This window comes from Cobetia sp. 3AK (assembly GCF_029846335.1).
In the GTDB taxonomy this organism is placed as follows: Bacteria; Pseudomonadota; Gammaproteobacteria; order Pseudomonadales; family Halomonadaceae; genus Cobetia; species Cobetia marina.
Window position 1 is genome coordinate 264,104 of sequence record NZ_JARWKR010000001.1, and the last position, 17,643, is coordinate 281,746.

Annotated in this window: 17 protein-coding genes; 4 read left to right on the plus strand and 13 right to left on the minus strand. The window is 62.5% G+C overall.

Annotated features, from left to right (window positions below; genetic code table 11):
• Positions 1-5: 5 nt before the first annotated feature.
• On the plus strand, positions 6-587 hold the full coding sequence (locus QD228_RS01130; protein ID WP_279874166.1) for a DUF2062 domain-containing protein: 582 nt from the start codon (positions 6-8) through the stop codon (positions 585-587).
• Positions 588-692: 105 nt separating this feature from the next.
• Here QD228_RS01130 and QD228_RS01135 read toward each other — a convergent pair whose 3' ends face one another.
• Both QD228_RS01135 and QD228_RS01140 read right to left on the minus strand, forming a co-directional pair.
• Positions 693-1,415 carry an ATP-binding cassette domain-containing protein gene (locus QD228_RS01135; protein WP_077372034.1) on the minus strand — a complete coding sequence of 241 codons (723 nt, stop codon included), beginning with the start codon at positions 1,413-1,415 and terminating at the stop codon, positions 693-695.
• Between the two features lie 52 nt (positions 1,416-1,467).
• Positions 1,468-2,712: a lipoprotein-releasing ABC transporter permease subunit gene (locus tag QD228_RS01140; RefSeq protein ID WP_077373141.1), complete on the minus strand. Its 1,245-nt coding sequence runs from the start codon at positions 2,710-2,712 to the stop codon at positions 1,468-1,470.
• Between the two features lie 245 nt (positions 2,713-2,957).
• Between QD228_RS01140 and QD228_RS01145 the strand changes: the two genes are divergently transcribed.
• From QD228_RS01145 to QD228_RS01155, 3 genes are all read left to right on the plus strand, one after another.
• Positions 2,958-4,019 (plus strand): agmatine deiminase family protein, encoded by a 1,062-nt coding sequence (locus QD228_RS01145; protein WP_279874167.1) that lies wholly within the window; start codon positions 2,958-2,960, stop codon positions 4,017-4,019.
• Positions 4,019-4,939 (plus strand): carbon-nitrogen hydrolase, encoded by a 921-nt coding sequence (locus tag QD228_RS01150; RefSeq protein WP_176502781.1) that lies wholly within the window; start codon positions 4,019-4,021, stop codon positions 4,937-4,939. The genes QD228_RS01145 and QD228_RS01150 overlap by 1 nt, the downstream gene beginning before the upstream one ends.
• A 202-nt stretch (positions 4,940-5,141) precedes the next feature.
• Positions 5,142-6,011: a DNA replication terminus site-binding protein gene (locus tag QD228_RS01155; protein WP_279855122.1), complete on the plus strand. Its 870-nt coding sequence runs from the start codon at positions 5,142-5,144 to the stop codon at positions 6,009-6,011.
• A gap of 49 nt (positions 6,012-6,060) precedes the next feature.
• Here the strand turns inward: QD228_RS01155 and QD228_RS01160 are convergent, their stop codons facing one another.
• The 11 genes from QD228_RS01160 to QD228_RS01210 all read right to left on the minus strand — a co-directional run bounded on the left by QD228_RS01160 (position 6,061) and on the right by QD228_RS01210 (position 17,284).
• Complete coding sequence (locus tag QD228_RS01160) at positions 6,061-6,426, minus strand: YrhK family protein (RefSeq protein WP_279874169.1); 366 nt, start codon at positions 6,424-6,426, stop codon at positions 6,061-6,063.
• A 116-nt stretch (positions 6,427-6,542) separates the two neighbouring features.
• Positions 6,543-7,934 carry a Si-specific NAD(P)(+) transhydrogenase gene (gene sthA, locus QD228_RS01165; protein WP_077372019.1) on the minus strand — a complete coding sequence of 464 codons (1,392 nt, stop codon included), beginning with the start codon at positions 7,932-7,934 and terminating at the stop codon, positions 6,543-6,545.
• A gap of 131 nt (positions 7,935-8,065) precedes the next feature.
• Positions 8,066-8,317, minus strand: coding sequence for a (Na+)-NQR maturation NqrM (nqrM, locus tag QD228_RS01170; protein WP_077372016.1), 252 nt, complete (start codon positions 8,315-8,317; stop codon positions 8,066-8,068).
• Between the two features lie 183 nt (positions 8,318-8,500).
• Positions 8,501-9,574, minus strand: a complete 1,074-nt coding sequence (locus QD228_RS01175) for an FAD:protein FMN transferase (RefSeq protein WP_240499576.1) — start codon at positions 9,572-9,574, stop codon at positions 8,501-8,503.
• Positions 9,575-9,577: 3 nt separating this feature from the next.
• Entirely contained in the window at positions 9,578-10,810 is a 1,233-nt protein-coding gene (nqrF, locus tag QD228_RS01180; protein ID WP_077372013.1) for an NADH:ubiquinone reductase (Na(+)-transporting) subunit F, read from the minus strand.
• 25 nt (positions 10,811-10,835) lie between these two features.
• Complete coding sequence (nqrE, locus tag QD228_RS01185; protein ID WP_077372011.1) at positions 10,836-11,456, minus strand: NADH:ubiquinone reductase (Na(+)-transporting) subunit E; 621 nt, start codon at positions 11,454-11,456, stop codon at positions 10,836-10,838.
• Between the two features lies 1 nt (position 11,457).
• Positions 11,458-12,126 (minus strand): NADH:ubiquinone reductase (Na(+)-transporting) subunit D, encoded by a 669-nt coding sequence (locus tag QD228_RS01190; RefSeq protein WP_077372008.1) that lies wholly within the window; start codon positions 12,124-12,126, stop codon positions 11,458-11,460.
• Between the two features lie 2 nt (positions 12,127-12,128).
• Positions 12,129-12,911 carry a Na(+)-translocating NADH-quinone reductase subunit C gene (locus tag QD228_RS01195; RefSeq protein WP_077372005.1) on the minus strand — a complete coding sequence of 261 codons (783 nt, stop codon included), beginning with the start codon at positions 12,909-12,911 and terminating at the stop codon, positions 12,129-12,131.
• A 1-nt stretch (position 12,912) separates the two neighbouring features.
• On the minus strand, positions 12,913-14,145 hold the full coding sequence (locus tag QD228_RS01200; RefSeq protein WP_077372002.1) for an NADH:ubiquinone reductase (Na(+)-transporting) subunit B: 1,233 nt from the start codon (positions 14,143-14,145) through the stop codon (positions 12,913-12,915).
• Positions 14,145-15,494 carry a Na(+)-translocating NADH-quinone reductase subunit A gene (locus tag QD228_RS01205; protein WP_084209148.1) on the minus strand — a complete coding sequence of 450 codons (1,350 nt, stop codon included), beginning with the start codon at positions 15,492-15,494 and terminating at the stop codon, positions 14,145-14,147. Before QD228_RS01205 ends, QD228_RS01200 begins: the two co-directional genes overlap by 1 nt.
• 341 nt (positions 15,495-15,835) lie before the next feature.
• Positions 15,836-17,284 carry a glyceraldehyde-3-phosphate dehydrogenase gene (locus QD228_RS01210; protein ID WP_077371996.1) on the minus strand — a complete coding sequence of 483 codons (1,449 nt, stop codon included), beginning with the start codon at positions 17,282-17,284 and terminating at the stop codon, positions 15,836-15,838.
• Positions 17,285-17,643 lie beyond the last annotated feature (359 nt).

A 17,643-nucleotide genomic window follows, 5' to 3' on the forward strand; every position in this document is an offset into this window, starting at 1 on the left:
AAGCCATGCCTCGTCGTCTACTCAAGCGGTTCATGCCGGAACCGGATGCCCTCAGGCGCAAGAAATCCCTGCGCTTCATGCATCACCTGATCGCCGACCCCGCGTTGTGGGCGTTGTCGCGTCGAACCGTTGCCAATGCGTGCATGGTGGGCTTCTTCTGTGCCTTGCTGCCGATCCCCTTCCAGATGGTGGTGGCCGCCTTCGGCGCCTGGGCGTTGCGCTGCAACCTTGCGCTCTCGGTAGGTCTGGTGTGGATCACCAACCCGTTGACCATGCCCGTGGTCTACTACGCGACCTATCGCGTGGGCGCCTGGATGCTCGATACGCCTGCCCGGGTGATGCCGGACCAGGTCTCAGCGGCCTGGTTCGCCAACCAGCTGGAAGATATCCTGCCGGCACTTGCGCTGGGCTCGCTGGTCAGCGCGGTGGTGGTCGCCCTGCTCGCCAACGTGCTGGTCCGACTGCTGTGGCGTTATCAGGTCGTGCGCAGCTGGCGCAGTCGCCGCAAGGCGCGTCTGGCCGCCAGGCGTTGCACCAAGGCGCAGCGGTCCGACCAGAACGTTGCCCCGGATACCGACAAGTCCTGAAGGCTGACGACGCCGCCCATGAAAAAGCCCCGCCATCTCTCGATGGCGGGGCTTTTGGCTTTCTGGCATGGCGTGAGGCAGACATCCGCCACTCAGCGGTGGAGCTCAGTCCTCGTGCAGCTTGCCGCCATCCAGGCGCAGCACACGGTGCTGGTGCGCGGCCAGCCCATTGTCGTGGGTCACGATGATGAAGGCGGCCTGCGCTTCCCGAGCGATGTCATCCATCAGCTCCAGAATGCGCGCCGCCGTGGTCTGATCCAGGTTGCCGGTCGGTTCATCCATCAGCACCAGGCTCGGGTCCGTCACCAGCGCACGCGCGATGGCGACGCGCTGACGTTCCCCGCCGGACAGCTCGCCCGGCTTGTGATCGGCGCGCGGCGCCATGCCGACACGCTCCAGCAGCTTGCGCGCCTTGACGGCGGCCTCGGCACGCTTGTGGCCCCGGATGATCAACGGCATCGCCACATTCTCTTCGGCGCTGAATTCCGCCAGCAGATGATGGAACTGATAGACGAAGCCGATGTGCTGATTGCGGAAGCTGCCAAGCGCCGACTCACTGAGCTCGGACAGGCGCTGGCCGGCCACCTTCACGATGCCCTGACTGGGATGATCCAGCCCGCCGAGCAGATTGAGCAGCGTGGTCTTGCCGGAGCCGGAGCTGCCGACGACGGCGACCCGCTCGCCGGCGTGCACGCGCAGCTCCAGTTCGTCCAGAACCTGCACCTTCTGGGGGCCTTCGTCGTAGCTGCGACTCAGGCGCTCACAGATCAACATCGGCTTGCCGTGAGCCAGGTCAGTCGCACGGGTGTCAGAAGCCGGGGTCGGCATGGCGGAGTCTCCAGCAGCAGAGCGGGATGATGCATCGGTCGATGTCGGTAGATCATTCATAGCGCAGCACCTCGGCCGGCTGGATGCGGGAAGCGCGCCAGGCCGGATAGAGTGTCGACAGGAAGCTCAGCACCAGCGCGGAGCCGATGATGACGCCCATGTCGGACAGCTCGAGACGAGACGGCAGATAGCTGATGAAGTAGACGTTGGGATCCAGGAACTGGATACCGAAGGTCGACTGCACCCAGGCGATGATGTCGGAGACGCTCAATGCCAATGCCACCCCGGCGATGGCGCCAATGATGATCCCCATCACGCCGATGGTCAGCCCCTGGACGATGAAGATGCCCATGATGCTGCCGGGCTTGGCCCCGAGGGTGCGCAGGATGGCGATGTCGGCGTGCTTGTCGGTCACCATCATCACCAGCGTCGAGACGATGTTGAAGGCCGCCACGGCGACGATCACCATCAGTAGCAGGCCGATCATGTTCTTCTCCATCTGGATGGCGGCGAACAGGTTGCCGTGGGTACGCTTCCAGTCCATGCCGCGATACTGCGGCCCCAGCTGGCTGATGATGTCACGGGTGACGGCATCGGCACTGAACAGGTCATCGAGTTTCAGGCGTACGCCCTGCACCTCGCCTTCCTTGAAGCGTGCCAGCTTGGCCATGTCCGAGATGTCGGTGTAGGCGAGACTGGCATCCACGTCCGCGCCGACCTTGAAGATGCCGGTCACCGTGAAGCGCTTGAGGCGCGGGAAGATGCCCCCGGGCGTGATGGAGGCCTCGGGCACCAGCAGCGTGACGCGATCCCCGACGCCGACCCCGAGATTGCGTGCCAGCAGCTCCCCCATCACGATGCCCCAGCTGCCCGGCGTGAGGTCTGCCAGACTTCCTTGCACCATGTGCTCACTGATGATCGAGACCTGGTCCTCCGCGGACGGATCGATACCGGTGACCAGCGCGCCCTTGTTGCGACCATTGGTGGTGAACATGCCCTGCTGCTCGATGTAGGGAGCGGCACCGACAACGTGCGGCTTCTCGCGCAACATGCCGGCGAGCGTCTCCCAGTCGGTGACGCTGTCGCGCGCCTCGACCCGCACATGCGGCACCATGCCCAGTACGCGGGTACGCAATTCGTGGTCGAAGCCGTTCATGACGGACAGCACCAGAATCAGCACGGCCACGCCCAACGACAGGCCGAGCATCGAGGTCAGGGAAATGAAGGAAATGAAATGGTTACGGCGCTTGGCGCGGGTATAGCGCAGGCCGATCAGAAAGGGTAGGCGATCCAGCAGCATCGAAGTCGATTCCTTGGGTCAGGGTCGCGGGCCATGATACGCATTCCGCAGGCTCGGCGCATGGGGCCACAATCGCGCCCAGTTTGCCAGCCCTCGCATGAGAACAGCATGAACCGCCAGTCTCGAGTGTCTGGCCATATGACGCACGCAGGGGCTAGCGTCGACGCATGGCTCTGCTATCATCGCGCGCCGAGTCCGCGGTATCGCGGCATTACCGTCACTTCTTCATCAGGGAGATGCCCATGGCCACCCGTCTGCTTGCCGAATGGCACCCGCAGGATGCCATCCAGCTCAGCTGGCCCAGCCCCCACAGCGACTGGAACGAGATGCTCGAGAGCATCGAAGCCACCTGCGAGGCCATGGTGATCGCCATCAGCCGGTATCAGCACGTGCTGATCAGCGTCAGTGACGAGGCCACCCGCGAGCGCCTCACGTCACGCTTCGCCGGTTTCGGCGTGCCGGCCGAGCGTCTGCATCTGCATGTGGCGCCGCTGGATGACACCTGGACGCGTGACCACGGCCCCATCACCGTCGAACGTGATGGCCAGCCGGTACTGCTCGACTACACCTTCACCGGCTGGGGCGGCAAGTTCGAAGCCGCTCGTGACAACGCCCTGACCCGAGCGCTGGCCGCTCAAGGGGTCTATGCAAGCCCGGTGGAAAGTCGCGATTTCATTCTGGAAGGCGGCGGCATCGAGACGGATGGCCTGGGGACACTGTTGACCACCGAGGCCTGCCTGCTCAACGACAATCGCAATGCCGGGCTGAGCCGCGAGCAGGTCGAGGCACAGCTCACGGCTGATTTCGGTGTCTCACGCATCCTGTGGCTGGCCAATGGCCATCTGGAAGGCGATGACACCGACAGTCATGTCGACACCCTGGCGCGCTTCTGCGACCCGCGTACCATCGCCTACGTGCGTTGCGATGATCGCGACGACCCGCACTACCCGGCGCTCAAGGCGATGGAAGCCGAGCTGGAAGACATGCTGGATGCCAATGGCGATCCGTACTTCCTGGTACCGCTGCCATGGCCGGATGCCTGCTTCGATCCCGAAGACGGCCATCGCCTGCCGGCGACCTATGCCAACTTCCTGATCATCAACGGCGCGGTGCTGGTGCCGACCTATGCCGATCGTCACGACATGATCGCGCTCAAGGCCCTGGCGGGCGCCTTCCCGGGACGTGACATCATCCCGGTCGACTGCCGCGCCGTGATTCGCCAGCATGGCAGTCTGCACTGCATGACCATGCAACTGCCCAAGGGCACCCTGGCCACCTCGAACCTCACTCAAGGAGCACTGTGATGACCACTTCCCGCCGTACACTCAAGGTCGGTGTCGTCCAGCAGCAGGGCTGGCCCGACAAGGATACGAGCCTGGCGGCCAGCGAGGCGGCCATCCGCCGCCTGGCAGCCGGCGGTGCTGAGCTGGTGATGCTGCAGGAGCTGCATGCCAGCCACTATTTCTGCCAGACGGAAGACACCGCGATCTTCGATCTCGCCGAACCCCTCGAGGGTCCGACCACCCAGCGCCTGGCCGGTCTGGCCGCTGAACTCGGTCTGGTCATCGTCGGCTCCATCTTCGAGCGCCGCGCGGCGGGCGTATATCACAATACCGCCGTGGTGCTCGACAAGGCCGATGGCCTGGTCGGCACCTTCCGCAAGATGCACATCCCGGATGATCCCGGCTTCTACGAGAAGTTCTACTTCACGCCGGGCGATGCGCCCAGCGCACAGTCGCCGCGCCGCGGTTTCGAGCCCATCGATACCTCGGTGGGCCGCCTGGGCGTGCAGGTCTGCTGGGATCAGTGGTACCCGGAAGGCGCGCGACTGATGGCACTGGCCGGTGCCGAGATGCTGCTCTATCCCACCGCCATCGGCTGGGACCCGCGCGATGATGAAGCCGAGCAGACGCGCCAGAAGGATGCCTGGACCCTGATCCAGCGCAGCCACGGCGTCGCCAATGGCGTGCCGGTGATCGTCGCCAATCGGGTCGGCCATGAAGCGGACCCGACGCCTGCCAGCGAAGGCATCCAGTTCTGGGGGGGCAGCTTCGTGTGCGGACCCCAGGGCGAACTGCTGGCGCATGGCGGCACCGAGCCCGAGGAGTTGCTGGTCGAGGTGGATCTGGCGCGTGGCGAGGACGTGCGCCGCATCTGGCCCTATCTGCGTGACCGCCGCATCGATGCCTATGGGGATCTCACCGAACGCTATCGCGATCGCTAGACGCAAGGTCGCGATCAGCTCCTGAGGAAGCCGCATGTTTCTTGACAACGCTTCCCGCTCGGGAGATGCCAGCCATGCCACGAGGCGCCCTGCGGGGCGCCTCGTGTCGTATCCGCACGCTTGTCTTTCCCGCCAGGCTGCGCTAAACAGGATAACGCGATAAAAAGAGTGTATCCCTCAAGCGCCAACCAGGACGCGGACCATGCCCGAATATCAGCTGATGGCCAGAATAGAGGCGGCCTTCGATGAACAGATCAGCGCAGCCGAACAGGTCATCACTGCCGTCGCGGAGGAGAATTCGCCGCTGTGGCGGCTGGATGGCGGCCATGCCGATCTCGATTGGCTACGGCTCGCGCTGCAGGATGTGTGGTATCAGGATGGGCAGGATGGGCGTGTCACCCGCCCCTATCTGGGCGTGGTGGCGGCAGGCCCGCAGGTGATCCAGGCGGTCTGCGCCCTCAATCTGGCCAAGGAGCATCTGGCGGGACTGTTTGCCGAACTGCGTGAGGCGTATCCCGACCAACTCGCGGAGCTCAAGGCCATCCTGCCCTTCCGCCACCCCGGCCTCAACCAGCACCTGAAGGGCGATGGCCTCGCTCGTCTGCATCTAAAGCAATGCTGGCGGCGCGTACCGGTCGCGGAAGCAGCGGTGGCGCGAGTGCGTTTCGCCTGGTACAGCTCCGGACGCTCCATTCAGCGCGTCAGTGTGCCGGAGTGCGAGGCGATGCTGATGAAACTGGATACCGAGGCCGATCACGTGCGCCTGCAGCTCAGACTGCTGGCGGGCCTGCCCTCTGACGAGATACTGGCACGCATCCAGCCTCAGGCGCCGCTGATGCGCGCCAATCTCTTCTATCGTGAGCCGGTCTTGCGCGAGGATGGCGAGCTGCGCACTCGCCGCGCGATGAACGTCTCGCTACCGCTGTTCCTGCCCCACGATGACCTGCGCCTACCGGCGCTCAACCAACCCTCACCGACTCCGCCCGCACAGCGCACACGCGCCAGACGCGGAGATGTGCGCATCGAGGACACGCCCTTTCTCAAGAGCCTGCGCGTGCATCGCTATCGCTGATCTCTAGAGCCGGAGAGCCAGTGAGACAGAGAGACTGTGAAGTCGCCTGCTAGAGATCCAGCCCTGATTCCGGCAGGCGCTTGAGGTGCATGCGGCGCGCCAGGCGGATCAACGGCTTGAGCGTCAGCTGCAGCGAGCCGATCACGAACAGCCAGATCCCCAGCGTCATCCACTCATCCCAGAAGAAGCACACGCTGCCGATGGTGAACAACAGACCCAGCACCAGCTCGTTGATGATGCTGGCCAGCTCGTAACGGCGGTGGATGACCAGCTCCTCATGCCCCAGCCTCAGGGTCAGGTCCGTGGTCGGATCATCCTGCAGCGCCCTGCGTGAATGATTGCTTGGCTGCCGAGTGTCGCTTGCCTGCGAGCTGTTTTCCTGCGTGCCGCTTTCCCCGCAATCATGCTGCTGCATGCGTCATTGCCCTCAAGGTTCGTCAATGGAAAGGTCCCTGCGAGAGCCCCGGATACGACAAGGCCTCGACACCAGAGATGTCGAGGCCTTGTGAACCGCTTTCAAGCGCAGCGTAATCAGAACAGACGATTCAGCCCGTTCATGGCAGCGACCCGATAGGCTTCCGCCATGGTCGGGTAGTTGAAGGTGGTGTTGACGAAGTACTTGAGCGTATTCGCCTCACCTTGCTGCTGCATGATGGCCTGACCGATGTGCACGATCTCGGATGCCTGATCACCGAAGCAGTGGATGCCGAGGATTTCCAGCGTGTCGCGATGGAACAGGATCTTGAGCATGCCGACGGTGTCGCCGGTGATCTGGGCGCGTGCGGTGTCCTTGAAGAAGGCCTGCCCCACTTCGTAGGGAATGCGCGCTTCGGTCAGTTCGCTCTCGCCACGCCCCACCGAGCTGATCTCGGGGATGGTGTAGATGCCGGTCGGCACCTCATTGACGAACTTGAACTCCTCGCCCAGCAGATTGGCCGAGGCGAAGCGACCCTGATCATAGGCAGCAGAGGCCAGGCTCGGCCAGCCGATGACATCGCCCACGGCATAGACGTGGTCCAGCTCGGTGCGGTACTGATCATCGACCGTCAGCTGACCACGGCCATTGGCCTGCAGACCGATGTTCTCGAGGCCGAGGCTGTCGGTGTTGCCGGTGCGCCCATTGGCCCACAGGAAGGCGTCCGCACGCAGCTTCTTGCCGGACTTGAGGTGCACGACCACACCGGACTCATCGCCCTCGATGCGCTCGTATTCCTCATTGTGGCGCACCAGCACGCCGTTGTTGCGCAGGTGGTAGGACAGCGCGTCGGAAATCTCGTTGTCCAGGAATGACAACAGACGATCACGGGTATCGATCAGGTCCACCTTGACGCCCAGCCCCGAGAAGATGGAGGCGTACTCGGACCCGATGACACCGGCACCGTAGATGATCAACGTGCGCGGCGTGTGCGACAGACCCAGGATGGTATCGGAGCAATAGATACGCGGGTGGCGGAAATTGACGTCTGCCGGGCGGTAGGGGCGCGACCCGGTGGCGATCACGACCTTCTCCGCGTGCAGCTCCTCGGTCCCTTCATGGGCATCACGCACCAGCACGGTGTGCTCGTCCTTGAAGCGCGCGGTACCGAAGAACACGTCGATGCGATTGCGAGCATAGAAGCGCGTGCGCATCTCGACCTGCTGCTCGATGGTACGACGCGAACGTTCCAGCACCTTGGGGAAGGAGAACCAGCGCGGCTCACCGATGTCGCGGAACATGCGATTGGTGTTGAACTCGATGATCTGCTTGACCGCGTGACGCAGGGCCTTGGAGGGGATGGTGCCCTTGTGGGTGCAGTTGCCGCCCACGGAGGACTGGGCCTCGATCACGGCCACTCGCTTGCCATGCTTGGCCGCATTGACCGCCGCGCTCTCCCCTGCCGGACCGGTACCGATCACGACCACATCGTAGTTGTAGACTGCCATGAGACTCGCTTTGCTCCTTGGTTGTTCGTAGGCCGGCCCTGACACGCCACACTCTGCTCAGGGAGAGAATGGCATGCCAGGGCCGGCGGCTGGCCTTGCGGCCGGCGGGCTCTGAGTCATCAGAGCAGAAATCAGCGACGCGGGGCTTCGTAGGCCAGATCACTGGCCGGCTTGCCGCCGCTCTCGGCCATCAGACGCTGGCGCTCCTGCTCCTTCTCGCACTCGTCATCCTTGCCGCCACAGATATCACAGCCATCCTTGAGCCCGAGGTTGTTGAGGCCGCCGCAGGAGCCGGCGATCGGCTTGCGCCCCATCAACACCCCGACAGCCATCGCGCCGATCAACAGCAGCATGGCGGCGAACACCAGTAACCAGATAGTCATGTCATTTCTCCCGGGGCATGGCCCCATGTTGGCCCACTGTGACCGACCCGACTCGACCGCCACATCGGTACCCGCCCTGACGGGAGGGTGCCGATGCATCGTGAGTGGCAGGCCCGGTCAGGGGCGTGTCACGACAGGTGGCAGCGGATCACGTCCTCCCCGTCTGCCTGACGGCAGACAGACTCAGACGCTGGATTCCCCTGCGGGCTTCGTGTCGCCTGTCGCCGGCGCGTCCTTCAGATAGGGCGCGAATGCCGGACTCCAGGACTGCTTGAAGCCATCATCCGTTTTGACAATGAAATAGGCGGCAATGTTCTCGCGTCTTGCGATGGCCATTGCCTTCTCGGCGCCAAGCACGTTGAGTGCCGTGGCCCAGGCGTCCGCACTCGCACAATCTGGCGTGATGACCGTCACCGATGCCAGGGAGTGCTGAATGGGACGACCGGTACGCGGATCGATCGTGTGTGAGTAACGTACGCCGTCCTGCTCGAAATAGTTGCGGTAGTCACCGGAAGTCGCCACGGCAGCATTGCCGGGGTCGATGATCCGCTGCACGGAACGCTCGAAGGACTTCGGCGCTTCGATGGCGATACGCCACGGCTTGTGGCCGGGCTTCTCACCCTTGACGCGGATCTCGCCACCGACCTCGACCAGATAGTTCTCAATGCCATTGGCCTCGAGCACATCGGCGACTCGATCCACCCCATAGCCCTTGGCGATCCCCGACAGGTCGGCATACACCGGCTTGCGCTTGATCACCGTATTGCCATCGAGCTCCAGCGCCAGATGATCGACCTTCTCGAGCGCCTGCGCGATCTGTGCATCACTCGGTGCCTTGTCGAGACGCTCATCCGGGCCAAAGCCCCACAGATTGACGGCCGGGCCGACGGTGATGTCAAAGGCACCCTCGGAGCGCCTGCCGATATCCTGCGATTCGGCCAGCACCTGCGCCAGGCCATCCGACAGCGTGATCGGCGTATCCAGCGGTGCCTGATTGAGCTTCGAGAGCTCCGAGGTGTCCTTGTAGGTCGACATCTGCCAGTCGACCTTGTCCAGCGCCTCGACGCTCGCCTGCTTGAGTGACGCCACCTCATCGACATCCAGATCCCCTGCCACCGTGACATGGAATCCGGTGCCGAAGATGGGACCGGCAAAGCGATGCAACTCAGGGTTGCTGGAATTTTCACAGCCTGCAACCAGCAGGGCCAGCCCCATGAGGGCCGGCCCTGCCAGTCGTCTTGCGACGCGTGACATCATCGATCAACCACCGAAGTCATCGAGCAGGATGTTCTCCGGCTCCACACCCATGTCGGTCAGCATCTTGACGACGGCGGCGTTCATCATGGGCGGCCCGCACATGTAGTACTCGCAGTCCTCAGGGGCCGGGTGGTCCTTGAGGTAGTTTTCGTACAGGACGTTGTGGATGAAGCCCGTCGGGCCTTCCCAGTTGTCCTCAGGCTGCGGATCAGACAGCGCCAGGTGCCACTCGAAGTTCTCGTTCTCTTCGGCCAGCTGGTCGTATTCCTCGTTGTAGAACGACTCGCGCATTGAGCGCGCACCGTACCAGAACGACATCTTGCGCTTGGAATTCAGACGCTTGAGCTGATCGAAGATATGGCTGCGCATCGGCGCCATGCCGGCACCGCCACCGATGAAGACCATCTCGGCGTCGGTATCCTTGGCGAAGAACTCACCGAACGGCCCCATCACGGTCACCTTGTCACCCGGCTTCAGCGAGAAGACATAGGTGGACATCAGCCCCGGCGGATGCTGGGAATTCGGCGGCGGAGTGGCGATACGGATGTTGAACTTCAGGATGCCGTACTCTTCCGGATAGTTCGCCATGGAGTAGGCGCGGATGACCGGCTCTTCGTTCTTGTGCTGAACGTTGAACAGACCGAACTTCTCCCAGTCACCACGATACTCTTCTTCGATATCGAAGTCGGAGAACTTGATGTCGTAGGCCGGCGCTTCCAGCTGCACGTAACCGCCGGCGCGGAAGTTGACTTCCTCGCCTTCCGGCAGCTGCAGGTTCAGCTCCTTGATGAAGGTCGCGACGTTCGGGTTGGCGGTCACGGTGGTTTCCCACTTCTTCACACCGAAGATCTCTTCCGGCACTTCGATCTTCATGTCCTGCTTGACCGGGACCTGGCATGACAGGCGCCAGCCTTCCTTCTTCTCACCCATGGTGAAGTGGGATTCCTCGGTGGGCAGGATGGAGCCGCCGCCCTCCTCGATCCGACACTTGCACTGGGCACAGGAACCCCCGCCACCACAGGCGGAGGACAGGAAGATGCCATTGGCCGCCAGGGTCTGCAGCAGCTTGCCGCCGGCCTGGGTGGTCAGGGTGTTGGCGGGGTCGCCATTGATCTCGATCTGGACGTCACCGCTCGAGACCAGCTTGCTGCGTGCCGCGAGAATCACGAGCACCAGGCCGATCACGACCACAGTGAACATGACGACGCCGAGCACGATGATGGAGGTATCTACCATTTCGATTTCCTTATGCTCGGTTGCGTTACAGCTGGACGCCGGAGAAGGACATGAAGCCCAGCGACATCAGGCCAACGGTAATGAAGGTAATGCCGAGACCCTGCAGGCCAGCCGGCACGTCAGAGTACTTGAGCTTCTCGCGGATACCGGCCAGTGCGGCGATCGCCAGTGCCCAGCCGAAGCCGGCACCCACGCCATAGATCACGGACTCGCCGAAGCTGTAGTCACGCTGCACCATGAACAGGGCCGCACCGAGAATCGCGCAGTTGACCGTGATCAGCGGCAAGAACACGCCCAGCGCGTTGTAGAGCGCCGGCACGAACTTGTCGAGGAACATCTCGAGGATCTGGACGATCGCCGCGATGACGCCGATGTAGGACAGGTAACCCAGGAAGGACAGGTCGATGCTTTCCGCACCTTCCAGACCGGTCCAGGTCAGCGCGCCTTCACGCAGCAGATAGTTCAGGATCAGGTTGTTGACCGGGACGGTCACCGCCAGCACGACGATGACGGCCACGCCCAGACCGATCGCGGACTGGATCTTCTTGGACACCGCCAGGAAGGTGCACATGCCCAGGAAGAAGGCCAGCGCCATGTTCTCGACGAACACGGCCTTGATGAACAGGCTCAGGTAGTGTTCGAACATGTTACACGGCCTCCTTGATCTTGGTGTTGGCGGTAATCTTGTACTCCGCCTTCTCGACCTGCTCCGGATAGACGCTGCGCAGCACCCAGATGAACAGACCGATGACGAAAAACGCGGACGGCGGCAGCAGCATCAGACCATTCGGGATGTACCAGCCACCGTCGTTGACGGTCTGCAGGATGGTCACGCCGAACAGGGAGCCGGAACCGAACAGCTCACGCACGAAGCCGACCACCAGCAGGATCACGGTGTAGCCGAGACCGTTGCCGATACCGTCGATGAAGCTCATCGCCGGGCCATTCTGCATGGCGTAGGCTTCCGCGCGGCCCATCACGATGCAGTTGGTGATGATCAGACCGACGAAGACCGACAGCTGCTTGGAGGTCTCGAAGGCGAAGGCCTTGAGCGACTGATCGACCACGATGACCAGCGAGGCGATGATCGTCATCTGCACGATGATGCGGATGGACGACGGGATGTGATTGCGGATCAACGAGATGAACAGACTGGAGAACGCCGTCACCAGTGACACCGCGATCCCCATGATCAGGGCGGTGTTCATCGAGTTGGTCACCGCCAGCGCGGAGCAGATACCGAGGATCTGCAGCGCGATGGGGTTGTTCTTGAAGATCGGCGTCGTCAGGACACCTTTAGGAGTTTCGGCTGCCATCATTACGCTCCTTTGACGTCGCGGAACTGGGTCAGGTACTTGGCGAAGCCATTCTCACCCATCCAGAACTGCAGCAGGTTGGTCACGCCGTTGCTGGTGAGGGTAGCACCTGACAGGGCATCAACCTGGTACTTGGCATCCGGAGATGACGGATTGACACCGCCCTTCTTCAGGTGCACTTCCGGGTCCATGCTGTCTTCGGGATAGATCTTCTTGCCATCCCACTGGGCCTTCCACTTCGGGTTGTCGACTTCGCCGCCCAGCCCCGGAGTTTCCCCCTGCTGATAGAAGGACAGACCCACCACGGTGTTGCCGTCACCCTTGAGTGCCAGGTAGCCGTACATCATCGACCACAGGCCGTTGCCACGCACCGGGACGATGATCTCGTCCGGCTGCTCGACATCACCGACCAGATAGACCACCGAGTACTGCTCACGACGCTTGATGCCCGGCAGATCCTCATCACCGGACAGGGTACGTGAGGTGGCCGGGTCCTTGGACATCTTGGCCTGGTCGTACTTTTCCGGATCGATGTCGTCGACGTACTCACCGCTGTTCAGGTCGACGACCTTGGCGGTGACCTTGTCACGGAACTGCTGGCCGACATCCTCGCCCGGCTGCAGCAGCTCGGCGACCGCGAGGATGTTGCTCTTGCGGTCCAGCTCGGCATTGGTCATCTGCATCGGACGCAGCACGACCGCTGCGGTGGATACCACCACCGAGCAGACGATGCACAGCCCGAGCGCGACGCCGAGGGTCTTCTTGATGGAATTGTTGCTGGCCATGTCAGGCGGTCTCCTCGTTCGCGATGCCGGCAGCCTCGCGCTTGACGCGGCGCTTGATGTTGGCCTGCACGACGAAGTGGTCGATCAGCGGGGCGAACAGGTTGGCGAACAGGATCGCCAGCATGATGCCCTCCGGGAAGGCCGGGTTGGCGACACGGATCAACACGGTCATCACGCCGATCAGTGCACCGAAGATCAGCTTGCCCTTGTCGGTCATGGAAGCCGAGACCGGATCGGTGGCCATGAAGACCATGCCGAAGGCGAAGCCGCCGATGACCAGATGCCAGTACCACGGCATCGCGAACATGGCATTGGTGTCACTGCCGATGGCGTTGAACAGCGCCGAGGTCGCGACCATGCCCAGCAACACGCCCAGCATGATTCGCCAGGAGGCGATGCGCGTCCACAGCAGTACCGCCGCGCCGAGGAAGATGGCCAGCGTCGATACCTCACCCAACGAGCCCGGAATGAAGCCCAGGAAGGCATCGGTCCAGCTCATCTGCTGCATCAGGGCGCTCATGCCGTCCTGTGCCGCGGTGGACAGTGCGGTCGCACCGGTATAGCCGTCAGCCGGCACCCACACCGCGTCACCGGAAATGCTGGCCGGATAGGCGAAGTACAGGAAGGCACGACCGGACAGCGCCGGGTTGAGGAAGTTCTTGCCGGTACCGCCGAAGACTTCCTTGCCGATCACCACACCGAAGGTGATGCCGAGCGCGACCTGCCACAGCGGGATGGTGGCCGGCAGCGTCAGCGCGAAGAGCACGGAGGTGACGAAGAAGCCTTCGTTGACCTCGTGACCGCGACGCATCGCGAACAGCACTTCCCAGAAGCCGCCGACCGCGAAGGTCACCAGATAGATGGGCAGGAAGTAGGTGGCCCCCAGGATGAAGTTGGCCCACACGCTGCCCGCATCATGGCTGCCCGCCAGCATCATGACGATGGCTTCACGCCAGCCGCCCAATGCACTGTAACCGCCAGCGATGGCCTCGTTGGCCTGCAGACCGGCGTTGTACATGCCGAAGAACATGGCCGGGAAGGTACACATCCAGACCGTGATCATGATGCGCTTCAGGTCGATACCATCACGCACGTGCGCGGTGGTACGCGTGACACTCGCCGGCGCATAGAAAATCGTGTCCACGGCTTCGTAGAGCGCGTAGAACTTCTCGTACTTGCCACCCTTGTGGAAGTGCGGCTCCAGGTTATCCAGAGTCTGTCGAATACCCATCATCAGACCTCTTTCTCGATCGTGGTGAGGTTGTCACGCAGGATGGGACCGTACTCGTACTTGCCCGGGCACACATAGGTGCACAGTGCGAGGTCCTCTTCATCAAGCTCCAGGCAGCCAAGCTGCATGCCGGTCTCGATATCACCCACGATCAGCGAGCGCAGCAGCTGCGTCGGCAGAATGTCCAGCGGCATGACCTTCTCGTACGCCCCCACCGGCACCATGGCACGCTCGGAGCCATTGGTGGAGGTGTTGGGACGATAGTCACGCAGACCGGTCAGCTTCGACAGGTAGATACCCAGCACCGAGTGACGATTGGCACCGGTGGACAGCCAGCCCATGAAGGCACGCTTGTTGCCTTCTTCCAGCAGACTCACCTGAGTGTGATAGCGGCTGACGAAACGCAGCGCCCCTTCACAGGTCAGACCGGAGAACACGGAACCGGAGATCACACGGGTATCTTCCGGCTGCTCGACTTCCCCCTTGAGCAGTTCTTCAGTGCTCGCGCCCAGACGGGTACGCAGCAGGCGGGGCTTGGTGGCACGCGGGCCACCGACGGCGATGACACGCGTGGTGTCCAGACGCCCTTCCGCCAGCAGGGTACCGATGGCGACGACATCCTGATAACCGACATGCCAGACATGACGTTTCAGGCTGACCGGTGCGAGATGATGGATGTGCGTACCCGGCAGACCTGCCGGGTGCGGGCCCTTGAAGGACTCGCTGACCACGCCGGCCACATCGCCGCCCGGGATATCCGCGCCCGGTGCCTGGCACAGGAACACCTTGCCTTCGGTCAGACGCGTCAATGCGACGAGACCCTGACGGAACGCAACTTCCTGCCCCTTGAGCACCACGGCCGGATCTGCGGCCAGCGGGTGGGTATCGATGGCGGTGACGAAGATGGCTGCCGGGGTGGCATCCAGTGCCGGCACACGCGAGAACGGGCGGGTACGGAATGCCGTCCACAGACCGGAGTCGACCAGCTGGTCGACCACGACCTGACGCTCGAGACCGGCCAGCGCCGCCTCGCCATGCGCGGTGAATTCCACCGCTTCGCCCTGCGCATCGGTCTCGATGACCACGGACAGAAGCTTGCGCTTCTCGCCACGGTTGATCTCGACCACGGTCCCGGCAGCAGGCGCGGTGTAACGGACGCCCGGGGTCTTCTTGTCGGTGAACAGGAGTTGCCCCAGTTTCACCTTGTCCCCTTCACGGACTTCCATCGTCGGCTTCATGCCGACGTAGTCAACACCCAGGATCGCTACGCGACGAACGGGCTGCGCATCCTCGATACGCTGCTCCGGCGCCCCGGCGATGGGGAGATCCAGGCCACGTTTGACTTCGATCATAGACTCGCCCAATTGTCGGATCTGATGTTGTTCAGGAAAGATCACGCATCAATGACACGCCTCGAGGCCGACATACGGCCAGGCAACCTCGCGAGATTCGCGTTTCAGTTGATGTGAATGCTTTTCTTATCAGACGGTTGGAGGTGTAGCCCAGAGATTGGACCGGCCCAAAAAAATCCGCCTCATTATAAAGATGCGAGCCCCGAAAGACCATACGACACTAAAGTGGTGAGGGCATTCAACACGCCAACGCCCCTGCCATCGAGGACGGCAGGGGCGTTGTATTGACAGGCATTTTTTCCTCACCGTGCGTGAATCACACCATGGCGCGACCCATTGCCTCAGCGAGTGGGGAAATAGCTGAAACGCACGTTGGACATGTGCTGCAGGATACGCACGACCTGGCAGCTGTAACCGAACTCGTTGTCATACCACACATACACGACGGCCTGCTTGTCGGTGACGATGGTCGCCTGACCATCGACGATGCCGGAATGACGGTTGCCGACGAAGTCGGAAGAGACCACCTCACAGGAATCGACGTAGTCGATCTGCTTCTGCAGTGAAGAGTGCAGAGAGGCCGTGCGCAGGAAGTCATTCATGCGCTCGGCGTCACTTGCGGTGTCCAGCGTCAGATTGAGAATCGCCATCGAGACGTTGGGTGTCGGCACACGGATCGCGTTGCCGGTCAGCTTGCCGGAAAGCTCCGGCAGCGCCTTGGCGACGGCCTTGGCGGCACCGGTCTCGGTCAGCACCATGTTGAGTGCCGCCGCGCGACCGCGACGGTCCCCGCTGTGGAAGTTGTCGATCAGGTTCTGGTCGTTGGTATAGGAGTGGACCGTCTCCACATGCCCCTGACTGACGCCGTATTCGTCGTGCAGCACCTTCAGTACCGGCACGATGGCGTTGGTGGTGCAGGACGCCGCGGAGATGATGCGATCATCGTCACGGATGTCGGTGTGGTTGACGCCATAGACGATGTTCTTCAGATCGCCCTTGCCCGGAGCGGTGAGCAGCACCTTGGCCACGCCCTTGCACTCGAGGTGCTGCCCCAGGCCGGCCTCGTCGCGCCACTTGCCGGTATTGTCGACCACGATGGCATTGTCGATGCCGTGCGCGGTGTAATCGATCTCGGACGGCGAGTTCGCGTAGATGATCTTGATGTAGTTGCCATTGACGATCAGCGCCGAATTCTCCTGATCGACCGTGATGCTGCCCTCGAAGGGACCATGCACGGAATCACGACGCAGGAGGCTGGCCCGCTTTTCCAGATCCTCCTTGCTGCCACGCACCACGATGGCGCGCAGACGCAGCAGATTACCGCCACCGGCCTTCTCGATCATGATGCGCGCCAGCAGGCGGCCGATACGCCCGAAGCCATACAGGACGACATCCTTCGGGTCGCCGCCCATGCCGCCTTCGACGTAGCCACCGACGATCTCGGCAAGCTCGCGTTTTAGGAAGGCAGTGATGTCCGTCTCGTCGGAGCGCTTGAAGGCCACCGCCAGCTTGCCGATATCGACATGGGCCGGCCCGAGATTCAGCTCGATCATGGCACGCACCAGCGGGAAGGTGTCCTCGACGGACAGCTCCACCCCTTCCGCCTTGCGCACCCAACGGTGGTTCTTGAGGATACGCACCATGGAGCGGTTGATCAGCGAACGCCCATAGATGGAGGGCACGACATTGAAGCGACGATAGAGGTCACCCAGCAGCGGGATCATCTGTTCGGCGAGGGCTTCATTGTCTTGCCACTGCTTGAAACAGGCTTCGAGATTCTCTTTGCTCACGGAGGAATTCCTCTGACTGGCGAACGATAGGCGAACGCGGCAAGCGAGCTTGCAGCGTCGGACAAGGCCAGCTGAGTATGCGTAACGGGGGGCGGGGTCACAATGAAAGGATGGTCGCACGGAGGGTAGTAGTGCTACAGAATCAACGATTTGACTACAAGAGCCCTTCCTGAAGCACCTTCCGGATCCCGGGGAGGATCGCCGGACAAGCTCTTGCGAGATTCCGGGCCTCGCCACCGATGAAAAGGCCACGCCTCGCCCCCATGACAGGGAATGACTTGCTATCATCAGGCGCAGGGCATTGACGACACCGCCTCGGCAGCCCCGTCACGGCAAGGGGTTGGATCTGCGACCATCAG

Coding starts and splice junctions, on each gene's coding strand:
- nqrF (WP_077372013.1), bottom strand. CDS start 10,810: ATGGTAGATACCTCCATCATCGTGCTCGGCGTCGTCATGTTCACTGTG.
- QD228_RS01175 (WP_240499576.1), bottom strand. CDS start 9,574: ATGATGTCACGCGTCGCAAGACGACTGGCAGGGCCGGCCCTCATGGGG.
- QD228_RS01190 (WP_077372008.1), bottom strand. CDS start 12,126: ATGGCAGCCGAAACTCCTAAAGGTGTCCTGACGACGCCGATCTTCAAG.
- nqrE (WP_077372011.1), bottom strand. CDS start 11,456: ATGTTCGAACACTACCTGAGCCTGTTCATCAAGGCCGTGTTCGTCGAG.
- sthA (WP_077372019.1), bottom strand. CDS start 7,934: ATGGCAGTCTACAACTACGATGTGGTCGTGATCGGTACCGGTCCGGCA.
- QD228_RS01130 (WP_279874166.1), top strand. CDS start 6: ATGCCTCGTCGTCTACTCAAGCGGTTCATGCCGGAACCGGATGCCCTC.
- QD228_RS01200 (WP_077372002.1), bottom strand. CDS start 14,145: ATGATGGGTATTCGACAGACTCTGGATAACCTGGAGCCGCACTTCCAC.
- QD228_RS01160 (WP_279874169.1), bottom strand. CDS start 6,426: ATGCAGCAGCATGATTGCGGGGAAAGCGGCACGCAGGAAAACAGCTCG.
- QD228_RS01135 (WP_077372034.1), bottom strand. CDS start 1,415: ATGCCGACCCCGGCTTCTGACACCCGTGCGACTGACCTGGCTCACGGC.
- QD228_RS01155 (WP_279855122.1), top strand. CDS start 5,142: ATGCCCGAATATCAGCTGATGGCCAGAATAGAGGCGGCCTTCGATGAA.
- QD228_RS01195 (WP_077372005.1), bottom strand. CDS start 12,911: ATGGCCAGCAACAATTCCATCAAGAAGACCCTCGGCGTCGCGCTCGGG.
- QD228_RS01205 (WP_084209148.1), bottom strand. CDS start 15,494: ATGATCGAAGTCAAACGTGGCCTGGATCTCCCCATCGCCGGGGCGCCG.
- nqrM (WP_077372016.1), bottom strand. CDS start 8,317: ATGACTATCTGGTTACTGGTGTTCGCCGCCATGCTGCTGTTGATCGGC.
- QD228_RS01150 (WP_176502781.1), top strand. CDS start 4,019: ATGACCACTTCCCGCCGTACACTCAAGGTCGGTGTCGTCCAGCAGCAG.
- QD228_RS01145 (WP_279874167.1), top strand. CDS start 2,958: ATGGCCACCCGTCTGCTTGCCGAATGGCACCCGCAGGATGCCATCCAG.